Source organism: Agromyces sp. NPDC056965, from assembly GCF_042673425.1.
Lineage (GTDB): Bacteria > Actinomycetota > Actinomycetes > Actinomycetales > Microbacteriaceae > Agromyces.
This window is the reverse complement of record NZ_JBHURI010000045.1, coordinates 20698-32912: the sequence shown is the minus strand read 5'-3', so window position 1 is coordinate 32912 and position 12215 is coordinate 20698. Positions and strand designations below refer to the sequence as shown.

General features: G+C 70.2%; 10 protein-coding genes. 3 read left to right on the top strand and 7 right to left on the bottom strand.

The features are described 5' to 3' along the window. Window positions 1-87 precede the first annotated feature (87 nt). The 5 genes from ACFTQE_RS12715 to ACFTQE_RS12695 all read right to left on the bottom strand — a co-directional run bounded on the left by ACFTQE_RS12715 (window position 88) and on the right by ACFTQE_RS12695 (window position 5482). Window positions 88-1095: a hydroxyacid dehydrogenase gene (locus ACFTQE_RS12715; RefSeq protein WP_376925418.1), complete on the bottom strand. Its 1008-nt coding sequence runs from the start codon at window positions 1093-1095 to the stop codon at window positions 88-90. Continuing rightward, the gene (locus ACFTQE_RS12710) at window positions 1092-2006 is read right to left on the bottom strand and encodes a carbohydrate ABC transporter permease (protein ID WP_376925417.1); all 915 of its coding nucleotides are present in this window, start codon (window positions 2004-2006) and stop codon (window positions 1092-1094) included. The genes ACFTQE_RS12715 and ACFTQE_RS12710 overlap by 4 nt, the downstream gene beginning before the upstream one ends. Then, a complete protein-coding gene (locus ACFTQE_RS12705; RefSeq protein WP_376925416.1) occupies window positions 2003-2932 on the bottom strand; it encodes a carbohydrate ABC transporter permease in 930 nt (309 codons plus the stop codon). Before ACFTQE_RS12705 ends, ACFTQE_RS12710 begins: the two co-directional genes overlap by 4 nt. Before the next feature lie 57 nt (window positions 2933-2989). Beyond that, window positions 2990-4294 carry an ABC transporter substrate-binding protein gene (locus tag ACFTQE_RS12700; protein WP_376925415.1) on the bottom strand — a complete coding sequence of 435 codons (1305 nt, stop codon included), beginning with the start codon at window positions 4292-4294 and terminating at the stop codon, window positions 2990-2992. Between the two features lie 99 nt (window positions 4295-4393). Further along, entirely contained in the window at window positions 4394-5482 is a 1089-nt protein-coding gene (locus tag ACFTQE_RS12695) for a substrate-binding domain-containing protein (protein ID WP_376925414.1), read from the bottom strand. A gap of 101 nt (window positions 5483-5583) precedes the next feature. Here ACFTQE_RS12695 and ACFTQE_RS12690 point away from each other — a divergent pair, with 101 nt between their 5' ends. Beyond that, a complete protein-coding gene (locus ACFTQE_RS12690; RefSeq protein ID WP_376925413.1) occupies window positions 5584-7458 on the top strand; it encodes a DUF2264 domain-containing protein in 1875 nt (624 codons plus the stop codon). 52 nt (window positions 7459-7510) lie between these two features. Here ACFTQE_RS12690 and ACFTQE_RS12685 read toward each other — a convergent pair whose 3' ends face one another. Further along, window positions 7511-8248, bottom strand: a complete 738-nt coding sequence (locus tag ACFTQE_RS12685) for a TetR/AcrR family transcriptional regulator C-terminal domain-containing protein (protein ID WP_376925412.1) — start codon at window positions 8246-8248, stop codon at window positions 7511-7513. Window positions 8249-8337: 89 nt separating this feature from the next. On the opposite strand from ACFTQE_RS12685, the gene ACFTQE_RS12680 reads away from it, so the two are divergent. Both ACFTQE_RS12680 and ACFTQE_RS12675 read left to right on the top strand, forming a co-directional pair. Further along, window positions 8338-9519: an FAD-dependent monooxygenase gene (locus ACFTQE_RS12680; protein ID WP_376925411.1), complete on the top strand. Its 1182-nt coding sequence runs from the start codon at window positions 8338-8340 to the stop codon at window positions 9517-9519. A 76-nt stretch (window positions 9520-9595) separates the two neighbouring features. Then, complete coding sequence (locus ACFTQE_RS12675) at window positions 9596-10927, top strand: GNAT family N-acetyltransferase (RefSeq protein ID WP_376925410.1); 1332 nt, start codon at window positions 9596-9598, stop codon at window positions 10925-10927. Between the two features lie 67 nt (window positions 10928-10994). Here the strand turns inward: ACFTQE_RS12675 and ACFTQE_RS12670 are convergent, their stop codons facing one another. Further along, window positions 10995-12125 carry an AI-2E family transporter gene (locus tag ACFTQE_RS12670; RefSeq protein ID WP_376925409.1) on the bottom strand — a complete coding sequence of 377 codons (1131 nt, stop codon included), beginning with the start codon at window positions 12123-12125 and terminating at the stop codon, window positions 10995-10997. Between the last annotated feature and the right edge of the window lie 90 nt (window positions 12126-12215).

Below are 12215 nucleotides of genomic sequence, written 5' to 3'. Positions count from 1 at the left end.
CCGCCGATCGTCGGCGGCGCGGCATCGTCGTCGGTTGCGGCGCGGCCCTTCGGTTGCGGCTCGGCCTTCGGCGGATGCCGCACGACCTCACGCGGTGAACGACAGTTCGTCGGCCTGCACCGGGTACTCGAGCGGAAGGCCCTGGGCGAGACGAATGGTCTCGTCGAGTGCGACATCGGCGAGTCGGCCGAGCTCGACGCCCAGCGAGCCAGCGATATGCGGGGTCAGCAGCACGTGCTCGTGGTCGAAGAACGGGTGGTCGGCGTCGAGCACCCACGGGGTGGTCACGTCGAGGATCGCGAAGAGGTCGCCGCGGAGGACTCGCTCGGTGAGTGCGTCCTGGTCGACGAGCTCACCTCGCGCCGTGTTCACGAGCGTCGCACCGGGCCGCATGAGGGCGATGCCGCGCGCGTCGATCATGCCGCGCGTCTCGGGCAACGACGGTGCGTGGACGGACACCACATCCGACGTGGCGAGCAGCTCCTCGAGCCCGACGCCGGCGACACCGAGACCACCGGCGTCCGAGTCGGAGAGGAACGGGTCGTACACGACGACCTCGATGGAGTACGGACGCAGGAGCTCGATGACATTCCTGCCGATCTTCGAGGCGCCCACGATGCCGACGCGCTTGCCGAAATTGCCGAGCCCGGGGAAACGCTGCTCGACGTCGAGCGCGCGCCGCTCTGCGCGGTAGCGCGCGGCGATCGGCAGCACCCGCTTGTTCGCGAGCACGATCATCGCTGCGGTGTACTCGGCGACCGGCACCGCGTTGGCCGCGGCGGCGGAGCTCACCTCGATGCCGTGCTCCCACACTTCGCTCCTCACGTGGTGCTTCACGGATCCAGCCGCATGAAGGATGGCTCGCAGTTGCGGGGCGGCGGCGAGGACGACGCCGTCGACCGGCGGGCTCTCCCAGCCGGTCACGAGGATCTCCGTGTCGGCGAGCACCTCTCGCGCGGCATCCGATTCGAACTCCGAGAGGATGCCCACCACGTCGGCGACCTCCGCGAAGGCGGCGATGCGCTCGGACGTGAAGACTCTTTGCCGTACCTCCGGCGCCATCGCGAAGGTCAGACGCGGACGGCCGCCGGTCACTTGATGCTCCCTGCCGAGAGGCCGGCCCGCCAGAAACGCTGCAGCAGGATGAAGGCCACGACGAGCGGGATGATCGAGAGCAGCGAGCCCGTGATCACCATCGGCGTGTACTCGGGCTGCACCGTCGTGTAGCCCTGCCAGAGCGACATGCCGACGCTCACCGGCAGGAGGTCGGGGTCTTGCAGCATGACGAGTGGAAGCATGAAGTTGTTCCAGATGCCGACGAACTGGAAGAGCGCGATCGTGACGAATCCCGGCGTCAGCATCGGCAGCGCGACCGAGAAGAAGGTGCGGATCGGACCGGCGCCATCGACACGGGCCGCCTCGAGGGTCTCGTCCGGCACATATCCCGCACTGAACACACGGGCGAGGTAGACGCTGAACGGTACGCAGAGCACGGGGATGATGACGGCCCAGATCGTGTTGGTCACACCGACTGCCGCGCCGAGCAGGTAGAGGGGCAGCACCGTGGCGGTGTTCGGGATCAGGACGCCGACCAGCACCATGGCGAAGAGGGCGCCCTTGCCGCGGAACGCGAACTTGTCGAAGGCGTAGCCGGCCATGAGGGAGATCAGGCCGCCGACGAGTGCGCCGACACCCGAGTAGAGGATGCTGTTGAGCATCCAGCGCACGAAGACGCCGTCGCCCTCGGTGACGACATCGACGATGTTCTGCCACAGTGCACCGCTGAAGGTGAAGGCGTTCGTTCCATACAGCGCTGCGGCGTCCTTCGTGGCGGCGAAGACGAGCCAGACGAGCGGCAGCACCATGTACGCACAGCCGAGCAACAGGAGCCCGTTGACCGTGATCGACGAGCCGGCGGGGTGCCGCGGACGGCGGGACCGAACGATCATCTGCCGGCGGCCGTCGAGGCGATCCGCGTTCGAGACGCGGGAGAGTGTGGCGGTCATCGCTTGCGTCCCGTCGAGAGGCGGGTGACCGCCCATGAGAGCAGCCCGGCGAGCACGGCGAGGATGATCGACGCCGCCGCGGCCTGCGGAAGGTTGTTTCGGTTGAATGCCGCGTCGTAGGCCCACATGTTCGGCACCCAGGTGCTCGTCACGGCCGTCGTCGCCTTCGCGATGATGGTCGGCTCCGTGAACATCTGCAGGGTGCCGATCACGGTGAAGAGCAGCGTGACCATGATGGCGGGGATGATGAGGGGCGCCTTGATCGACAGTGCGGAGCGCAGCTCGCTCGCGCCGTCGACGCGGGCGGCCTCGAGGATGTCGCGCGGTACCGCCTGCAGCGCGGTGAAGAGGATGATGACGTTGTAGCCGGTCCATTCCCAGACGGCGATGTTGACGATCGACGGCAGCACCAGGTGGATCGAGAGGAAGTCGATCTCGATTCCGCCTGCGGCGAGCGCCGACACGATCGGGCTGACGCCGGGGGTGTACAGGTACGCCCAGATGAGGGCTGCGATGACGCCGGGCACGGCGTGCGGGAGGAAGAGGAAGAGCTGGAAGGCGCGCTTCGCGCGGGTGACCACCGCGTCGAGCAGGAGGGCGAAGATGAAGGCCAGCCCGAGCATGATGGGGATGTACATCAGGCAGTAGAGGAAGAGCCGGCCGAAGCCGCCGACGAACGACTCGCTGGCGAGCACGTCGGCGTAGTTCTCGAACCACACGAAGCTCGTCACGGGCGGCGCGAAGCCGAGGCCCGACCGCTTCTCGGCGAAGAAGCTGAGCCCGATCGCGTACGCCACGGGGGCCACCATCGCCACGGCGAACAGGGCGAAGAACGGCGTGAGGAAGATCGCGGCGGTGCGACCTCCGGTGCCCGGGATCGTGCGCCGGGCAGGCGGCCGGGTGGGGGTTTCAGTGCGGCTGGACATCAGCACTCCTCGGAAGGGGCCTGGGGCGACGGTGTGCACCGTCGCCCCAGGAATCGATTACTTGACGGACAGGCCGAGCTGCTCGAGCCCGTCGACCGTTGCCGTCTGGGCGGTGTCGACCGCGGCTGGAATCGTGCCGCCCGCGCCGACGGTGCCGAGTGCGTCCTTCAGGGCGGTGTTGGTGATGTCCCAGCTGGGGCCCCACGCCCATCCGTCGACGACGACCTCGTTGGACTCGTCGAATGCGGCGTAGATGTCGTTGCCGAAGTACTCGGTGGGGAACACGCCCTTGGCGATGTCGGTGAGTCCGGGGTACGCGAGGTAGGCGCTGCCGACGTCGCCGCGAGCCTCGATGGCGGCCGCATTGGTGGTCACGAACTCGAGGAACACCGCGGCGGCCGCGGGCGATTTCGAGTCCTTCGTGATCGCGTAGCTCGTACCGCCGTAGAACGCGCTCGCCGGCTCATCCCACGACGGCGGCGCCGCCGCGATCCACTCGCCGGCCTGGCCGGTCGCCTCGGTGCGCGACTTGATGCCTGCTGCGCTCCAGCTCGCGCCGATGACGCCGTTCGTGACGCCCGACGCGAGGTCGGCGGTCCAGGCATCGCTGAACGAGGGCTGCACCTTGACGAGGTCTTCATCGACGAGCTTCTGCCAGTACTCTGCGACCTTCTGCGTCTGCTTGTCGTCGATGCCGACCGTCCAGGAGTCGCCCTCGGTGCCGAACCACTCACCACCCGCCTGCCAGGCGAGCGCGGCGACGACGGCGGGTTCGTTCGGGTTGTAGCTCGCGATGTACGCGGTGGGATTCGAGGCGCGGACCGCGCGCGCCGCAGCCTCGAACTCGTCCCAGGTCTTCGGTACCTGGACGCCGGCGGCATTCAGCACGTCTTGTCGGTAGTAGGTGATGAGCGGCGCCGCGTCATAGGGCATGGCGAAGGTCTGGTCGTTGAAGGTGACGAGGCCGCGCACCTGGTCGGAGTAGCCGTCGAGGGTCTTCGCCGGCACGAGGTCGTCGATCGGGAGCAGGGAACCCCCGCCGACGAACTGCGAGAGCTGCTGGTACTCGATGCCGACGACGTCGGGTGCGGTGCCCGAGGCGAGGGCGGTGGCGATCTTCGCGTACCCGCCGCCGGGACCGTTCGGGATCTCCTCGAAGTTGACGGTGATGTCGTCTTGGCTGTCGTTGAACGCCTCGGTGACGGCGTCCATGCCCTTGATGGCGGACCAGAAGGTGATCTCGCCGGTGGCCGCCTCGGCCGACTCGGCCGGAGCGGCGGGGGCGTTGGAGGAGCAGCCGGCGAACAGCGCTCCTGCCGTGAGGAGCGCGGCGCCCGTGAGCAGCCTGCGACGCATGTTCATACCAATTCTCCTTTGAATGTGAGGGCGGTGCTCAGGCCACTGAAGCCCGGTTCCGATCGTGGTGCAAGCCCGAAGGCGACAATCGAACAAAAGAGAACATCACGCGTCGATTCGAGTCGATTCGCGTTCGATGAGGGTGGGCAGCATCGCGGTGCGGGTCACCGCGCGCCCCGCGGCATCCGGCTGGCGGATGCGATCGACGCAGAGCCGCAACGCGGCGTAGCCAAGGTCATGCTTGGGCGGAGCGATCGCCGTGAGCGGCACCCGGCCGAGAGCGGCGATCTCGTCGTCGTATGCGATGACGGCGAAGTCGTCGGGGACGCGGATGCCGCGCTCCCACGCCAGGTCGGTGAAGGCCACGGCATCGACATCGCTCAGCATCAGCGCGGCCGAGACGCCGCACGCGATGCACTCGTCGAGAAAGCTCCCGAGCGCATCGATGGAGTCATCGGCGCCCGCGCGCGGCGACGGCAACTGCCGATGCAGGGCGGCCTCGGTGAAGCCGAGGCGCGCCATCGCCCTGTCGTAGCCGTCGATGAGCCACGGCGTGGTCGCCGAGTTGCGCGCGGCGAGCGCGATGCGCTCGTGCCCGAGCTCGGCGAGGTGACGGACTGCGAGTTCCGCCCCGTACGCATGGTCGCTGCGCACGGACTCGAGGCGCCCGCCGGTGCGCTCGTCGACGCTGCGTTCGACGACGACGACGGGAATCGGTGCGTCGACCAGGAGCTCGTGCAACGGGGTTCCCTCGAGTGCGACTCCGCTCGGCGTGATCATGAGCGCATCGACTCCACCGCCGATGAGGCGCTCGGCCTGCCGCAGTTCCTCGCGCTCCGAGTAGTTCGTGGTGCCGAGCACGAGACGGCAGTTGAGTTCGCGGGCGGCATCTCGTGCGCCGCGGATCACCTCGGGGTAGTAGTAGCTCGCGGACGGCGTGATCATGCCGATCGTCGCGACGGGCCGACGCGGCTGCCGTGCGCCATCGGCGGGTCGCTCGCGCTGCGCGTCGACCGCGAGCGACACGGCACCGCCGTGCACACGGACGAGGAGCCGCCGAGCCTCGAGCTCGGCGAGGTCGCGTCGCAGGGTCATCGTCGAGACGTGCAGCCGGTCGGCGAACGGCGTGATGTCGAGCGACCCCCGGAGCTCGAGCTCCCTGAGGATCGCGTCGTGACGACCAGCGGCGATCATGAAGCCCTCCGAATGTGCCTTTTTGTGCGAATACTCGCCCCGAACGGAACCCACCATACACTTGTGCGGAAACACGACCGCGAGCATGGGAGCCGAACGGGATGCACGCTGAATCCGAGCCGGCCCTGACCCGCGCGCAGTGGTTCGCCGCCGCCGACCGGCTGCTCGCCGCACTCGAGCCGTTCCGCTCCGCCTCGGGCGCCCTCGTCGAGTTGCCCGGTCGGCCGAGCTGGTCGGGCGCGCGGTCCGATGCGCTCGAGGGATTCACCCGCTCGTTCCTGCTCACCGCGCTCCGGGTCGCGGGCGCGGAGGGTGACGATCCGGCCGGCCTCCTCGAACGGACCCGGAGCGGCCTGATCGCCGGCACCGATCCGGCGCATCCCGACGCCTGGCCCCCGATCATCGATCGCGGCCAGGCGCTCGTCGAAGCGGCATCGCTCGTGATCGGTCTGCACCTGACCCGCCGATGGCTCTGGGACCGACTCGAGTCGGCGGAGCAGGAGCGGGTCGCCGCCTGGCTCGCCCCCTCTGCGCGAGTCGCGACACCCGACAACAACTGGGTGCTCTTCCGCGTGATGGTGCAGGAATTCCTCGCCGGCACGGGATTCGCCTTCGACGAGTCCGTCATCGACTCGGGGCTCGAGCGCATCGACGCCTGGTACGACGGCGACGGCTGGTACCGCGACGGCGACGGCCAGAACTTCGACTACTACAACGCCTGGGCGATGCACGTGTACCCGCTGCTCTGGGCCCGCATGCACGAGCTCCGCGACACGGCCCGCGCCGCGGATGCGAAGGCGCGCTACCGCGCGCGCCTCGCAGCCTTCCTGCCGCAGCACGTGCGCTTCATCGGTGCGGACGGCACCCCGATCTTCCTGGGCCGCTCACTTGCGTACCGCTTCGCCGCGCTCGCCCCGATCTGGCTCGGCGAGTCCGAGGGCGTCTCGCCGATGGAGCCGGGCGCGACGCGCCGGCTCGCCTCGCGCACGCTGCGGCGCTTCGTCGATGGCGGCGCCCTCGACGAGCGCGGCATCCTGACGAACGGCTGGCTCGGCGCCTTCCCGCCCATGGTGCAGCCCTACTCGGGCCCGGCCTCGCCGTACTGGGCCAGCAAGGGCTTCCTGGGCCTCCTCCTGCCCGCCGACTCCCCCGTCTGGAGCGCCGAGGAGGAGCCGACCCCGATCGAGCAGTCCGACGTCTCGCTCGTGCTCGCGACCCCCGGCTTCCTGCTGCAGACGAGCCGTGACGACGGCATCGCGCGCATCGTGAACCACGGCAGCGATCACCACCCGCCGCTCACGGGAACGGACGACCCGCACTACGGGCGCCTCGCCTACTCCTCTGCGACGGCGCCGAGCTTCGATCCGCACCCGCTCGACAACCACGTCGCGCTCATCGACGAGCGAGGTCGAGCCTCGCGTCGCGGTGCGATCGAGCGGCTGCCTGCGGCACCCGGCTCGCTCACGAGCGCGCACACACCGTTCTGGGCGGAGCCCGGCGCCGACACTCCCGAGCCCGCGACCGGCACCCGTATCGCGACCGCCTCGGTCGCGCACGACGCGACGATCGTGCACCTCCACCTCGTGACGAGCGACGAGACGCTGGAGCTGCCGGTGCGGTTCGGTGGCTTCGCGCTGGCAGCGGAGGTCGCGCCGGCCGCGAGCGTCGTCGACTCGCGCTCCTCGGTATCCGCAGGAGGGCTCACCTCGTCGATCGAGTCGCTGATCGGCACGCCGACGGCGGGAGTCCACCGCGCAACCGACACGAGCCCGCTTGGCCCGTTCACCGCCGTACCGACGCTCAGCGACCGGCATTCCGGCCCTCGCAGCGTGCACCTCGTCGCCACCCGGCTCGGCCGTGGGCCGGCCGACGCCGCCCCGATCGCCGTGGAAGCGGCGTACGACGACGGCGAACGCGTGCGGGTCGAACTCCGTTTCCCCGACGGCTCGCTGCATCGGCTCGAACTTCGGGGATGATTCGGGGCCCCATCCGGCTACGCTCGCCCTGCCGCGCGGCCGCGCTCCGCGATCAGGAACGAGACGGCGACGACCCCGCTCGCTCGGCGACGAGCGCGGCGACACCGGCGAGCACGCGATCGACGCCGAATCGCAGCGCGTCGTCGAGGGCGCCGTCGTCGCCGGCCTCCGCGAACGCGCTCGCGGTGCGCGGGTAGCGCTCGGCGCGCGTGACGAGGATGGCGGCGAGGCTCGCCGCGAGTTGCTGTTCGGGTGCGCCGGCCGACGCACGTTGCCGGACGAGTGACATGACGTGTCCGACGAGGAGGGTCAGCAGGTCGAGCTTCTCGCCCCCGCGAAGGGGCAGTGCCGCCATCGCACCGAGACCGGCCTCGAACCACGCGAGCTCCCCCGGGCCGGGCGTGTGCGGCCGTTGCACGAGTTCGACGATCCACGGGTGCGCCAGGGCGCGAACGTGAACGCCGTCGGCCCACATGGTCAGGGCCGTGCGCCAGTGTTCCTCGTCGACCACGACGGGCGCACCGAGCCCGGTGTCGAGCATGACCGCGTCGAGCTCGGCGCGTCCGGGCACGTAGCGGTAGAGGGCCATCTTCGTCGTGCCGAGCCGATCGGCGACGCGCTGCATCGTGACCTCGTCGAGCCCGGACTCGTCGGCGATGGCGATCGCGGCCTCGGCGATGCCGTCGAGCGTGTACTTCGGCTTCGGCCCCGGTTTCCGCCCGGGCGGCTGCGCCCAGAGGAACTCCGCGGCTGCGACCCGCGACGCCGCGTCGACTTCACCCTCGGTCACGATCCTCCTCCGAACTGATTGCGTCCACTGTACGCGATCACGTTATTGTGTCCATAGGACGCAATTAATTCGGACGAAGGAACGCGCACATGGCAACCACGAAGATCCTCATCTCCGGTGCGAGCATCGCCGGCCCCGCACTGGCGCGATGGCTCGGCCGCAACGGCTGCGACGTGACCGTCGTCGAGAAGGCGCCGACGGTGAGGCCGGGCGGCCAGGCCGTCGACTTCAAGGGACGGACGCACCACGCACTGCTCACCCGCATGGGCATCCTCGACGAGGTGCGCGCGCGACAGACCGCGAAGACGGACTGGCGCATGGTCGACGCGAACGACCGCGTGAACGCCGTCGTGCCCGGCGAGTTCATCGGCGGCGACGTCGAGATCCTCCGCGGCGACCTCGCCGGCATCCTGATCGCGCACTCCGCCGCAGACGCCGACTACGTGTTCGACGACGAGATCACCGGGATCGCCGAGTCGGACGCCGGCGTCGACGTCGCCTTCGCCCGTCGACCCGACGAGCGGTTCGACCTCGTGATCGGGGCTGATGGCGTGCATTCGGCAGTACGACGTCTCGCCTTCGGGCCCGAGGACCGGTTCGTCGAGACCCGCGGGTTCTACTACGCGGTCGCGAGCGGGGAGGCGCCGCTCGGCGCCCTCGAGACCCGTCTCCCCGATGGGCGCGGCATCGCCTACGGGTACAACGAGCCAGGTCGCCTGGCACTCCTCGGGGGCCAGAAGGCGCCGAACCTGTTCGTCTTCCGCGCCGAGCACCCCGACTACGACCGGCACGACATCGCGTCGCAGCGCGACTTCCTCGACTCCGCGTTCGCGGGCGCCGGATGGCGGGTTCCCGCTGCGCTCGAGGCCAGCCGCGCGGCATCCGACTTCTATCTCGACGCCCTCGCGCGCACCCGGATGACCTCGTTCACGCAGGGTCGCGCGGCACTCGTCGGCGATGCCGGCTACGCGAACACGCTCGGCGGATTCGGGACCGGGCTCGCCCTCATCGGCGCCTACGTGCTCGCCGGCGAACTGATCGCCGCGGGCGGCGACCACGCGACGGCGTTCACGGCGTACGACCGCCGCATGCGCAAGCCCACCAAGGTCGCCCGCTCGGGCGATGCCGGCCCCTTCCTCGCTCCGCCGTCGCGCCGGCGCATCCGCATGCGCGACTGGACGTTCGCGAACCCGCTCATGTACCGCACCATGACGTGGATGACCGATGCCTTCGCGACGGACGACAGCATTCCCGACTACCGGATGCGGTGACGGGCGACGACGCCTGCCGCCCCGACCGCCCCATCGACCCCGCGCAGACGGTCGACCCCGCGACTACGATGGTTCGATGTCGTTCGACCTGCAGGGATTCCCCGCCGATACCGCGGCGCTCGCCACGCTCGCCGCGAGAGGCCTCGCCTACCGCCTGGTCGACACGTCGGACACCGCCGCCGCATCGGCGTGGGTGCAGGCGGACTTCCGGGGCTTCCACCACAGCCGCCCGCGACAGGTCGAGCTCGACCACGACCTCGGCGTGATCGCCGAGCGGCGGGTGCACGGCGTCTACGACTCGACCATCGTGGACCCCGCCATCCCGGTCGCCACGGTCTCGAGCTGGCCGACGGGACTCAGCGTGCCCGGTGGGCGCAGCGTCGACGCCTGGGCGGTGAGCTCGGTCACGGTCTCTCCGACGCATCGCCGACGCGGCATCGCCAGGGCGCTCATGCTCGCCGAGCTGGCGAACGCCCGTGCGGCGGGCGCCGCGCTCGCGATGCTCACCGCCACCGAGGCCACGATCTACGGCCGCTACGGCTACGCCCCGGCCGCGCGCTCTGCGACGGTGTTCGTCGACCGGCGGCGGGTGCACTGGGTGGGGCCGGATGCCCCGGGCCGCGTGCAGTTCGTCGATGCTGCGTCCATCCGTGAAGCGGCCCCCGCGATCGCCCGACGGGCGGTCGCGCGCACTCCCGGCGAGATCGACCGCTGGCCGGGCCTGCTCGATCGGGTGCTCGGACTCCACGACCCCGAGAGCGACCGTTCGCGGGCACGACGCGTCGTGCGCTACGACGACGAGCGCGGTCAGGCGCAGGGCTTCGCCGTGTTCCACGTCACGCGCGAGCCGAACGAGCCGGGCGTCGCCGAGTTCGACTTCCTCGCCGCGGCGACCGACGACGCCGAGCGCGCGCTCTGGCGATTCCTCGTCGAGCAGGACTTCGTGTCGGGCACTCGCGGCCTGCTCCGGTCGGTCGACGAGCCGCTCCCCTGGCTGCTCGAGGATCCCCGGGCCGTCTCCTTCTCCGACGTCGTCGACCACCTGTGGCTCCGCGTGATCGACCCCGTCACCGCGCTCACGGCGCGGCGCTACAGCGCACCGGGCCGACTCGTGATCGACGTCGACGACCCGATCGGCATCGCGGGCGGGCTCTTCGAGCTCGTCGTCGACGAGGCCGGCCGCGCGGAGGTCTCGGCCGTCGAACCGGCGGATGCCGCGGCATCCGCGAAGGGCGTTCGCAGCATCCGGCTCGGGGTGCGCGAGCTCGGCGCGATCTACCTCGGCGGGGTGCATCCGTCGGTGCTCGCGCGTGCCGGACGCATCACCGAGCGCGCGCCGGGCTCGATCGCGGCGGCCGACGCGATGTTCGCCGCGCAGCGCGCGCCGCACCTCAGCATCTGGTTCTGAGGCCCCGCGGGCGCCGGTCGACGAGGGCTGCTGCGCCCCCCGCGATCTCGACGAGCCGGTGCGTCGCCTAGATGGTGTCTTGGCGGGGGAAGATGACCTTCTCGACGATGATGATGAGCGATGCCGCGACCGGGATCGCGACGAGGGCGCCGAGCACGCCGCCGAGCGTGCCACCTGCGACGGCCGCGATCACGACGAGCGCGCCGGGCACGGCGACCGCTCGGCTCATGATGCGCGGGCTCAGCACGTACGCCTCGACCTGCATGTAGATGAGGTAGTAGATCGCTGCGGCGAGCGCGGTCTCGGGCGACGCCGCGAACGAGACGAGGGTGATGATGACGGCACCGGTGAGCGTGCCGACGAGCGGCACGAGCGAGAAGAGGAAGGCGATGAACGCCAGGAGGATGGGCACCGGTGCCCCGATGATCGACAGGTAGATGAGGCTCAGCACGCCGTTGGTGGCGCCGAGCCCGAACTGGCCGATGACGTAGCGGCCGACGGAACCCGTGATCTCCTCCGACACGTCCCGGTAGCCGGGGCGCGAGCTCGCCGGCACGAACCGTGCCGCGTAGCGCTTCATCGAGTCGAGCGAGGCGAGGAAGTACAGGGTGAGGATGAGCACGATCGTCGCACCGGTGAAACCGCCGGCGATGCCGGCGCCGACCGCCAGGATGCCGCCACCGAGCGAGCCGAGGTTCGCGGGGTCGGCGAGCCATTCACCTGCGGACTCGATCGCGTCCTTGATCGCGTTGCCGCTGCCCGTGAGCCCGTTGAGCCAGGTCACGAACGGACTGTGCTGCACGTTCGCGACGATGTCGTCCCAGTTCTCGACGATGTTCGTGGTCTGCTCGATGACGATCGGCACGATCGTGGCGATGAGCCCGACGAAGATGCCGATCACGCCGGCGAAGACGATGAGGATCGCGACCCAGCGCGCCATGCCGCGCCGCTGCAGCCAGCTGACGATCGGGTCGAGGCCGAGCGCGAGGAAGAGGGCGAGGGCGACGTAGAGGATCACCGTGCCGAGTTCGCCGACGATGCCGCCGAGCAGCACCGCGAGCAGCACGCCGAGGGCGCCGACGAATCCGATGCGGAACGCGTTGATCTTCACCTCGGGTGCGCGGGAGTCGCCGTCGCTCGTGATCTCCGCCGCGGCGGGAGGCGGCGCGGGCACCGGGCGTTTCGTGCGGATCCTCATGAGTCCGACGGTAGTGGGCGACGACGACCCGAGCACGTGCTTGACCCGGCGAGTTCGATCCGGTACCGCCCGACGAATCGCCCTCCACCA

Bases quoted from the DNA above. Each gene is read 5' to 3' on its own strand.
- ACFTQE_RS12690 (WP_376925413.1), top strand. From the start codon at position 5,584: ATGCACGCTGAATCCGAGCCGGCCCTGACCCGCGCGCAGTGGTTCGCC.
- ACFTQE_RS12710 (WP_376925417.1), bottom strand. From the start codon at position 2,006: ATGACCGCCACACTCTCCCGCGTCTCGAACGCGGATCGCCTCGACGGC.
- ACFTQE_RS12700 (WP_376925415.1), bottom strand. From the start codon at position 4,294: ATGAACATGCGTCGCAGGCTGCTCACGGGCGCCGCGCTCCTCACGGCA.
- ACFTQE_RS12675 (WP_376925410.1), top strand. From the start codon at position 9,596: ATGTCGTTCGACCTGCAGGGATTCCCCGCCGATACCGCGGCGCTCGCC.
- ACFTQE_RS12695 (WP_376925414.1), bottom strand. From the start codon at position 5,482: ATGATCGCCGCTGGTCGTCACGACGCGATCCTCAGGGAGCTCGAGCTC.
- ACFTQE_RS12680 (WP_376925411.1), top strand. From the start codon at position 8,338: ATGGCAACCACGAAGATCCTCATCTCCGGTGCGAGCATCGCCGGCCCC.
- ACFTQE_RS12670 (WP_376925409.1), bottom strand. From the start codon at position 12,125: ATGAGGATCCGCACGAAACGCCCGGTGCCCGCGCCGCCTCCCGCCGCG.
- ACFTQE_RS12705 (WP_376925416.1), bottom strand. From the start codon at position 2,932: ATGTCCAGCCGCACTGAAACCCCCACCCGGCCGCCTGCCCGGCGCACG.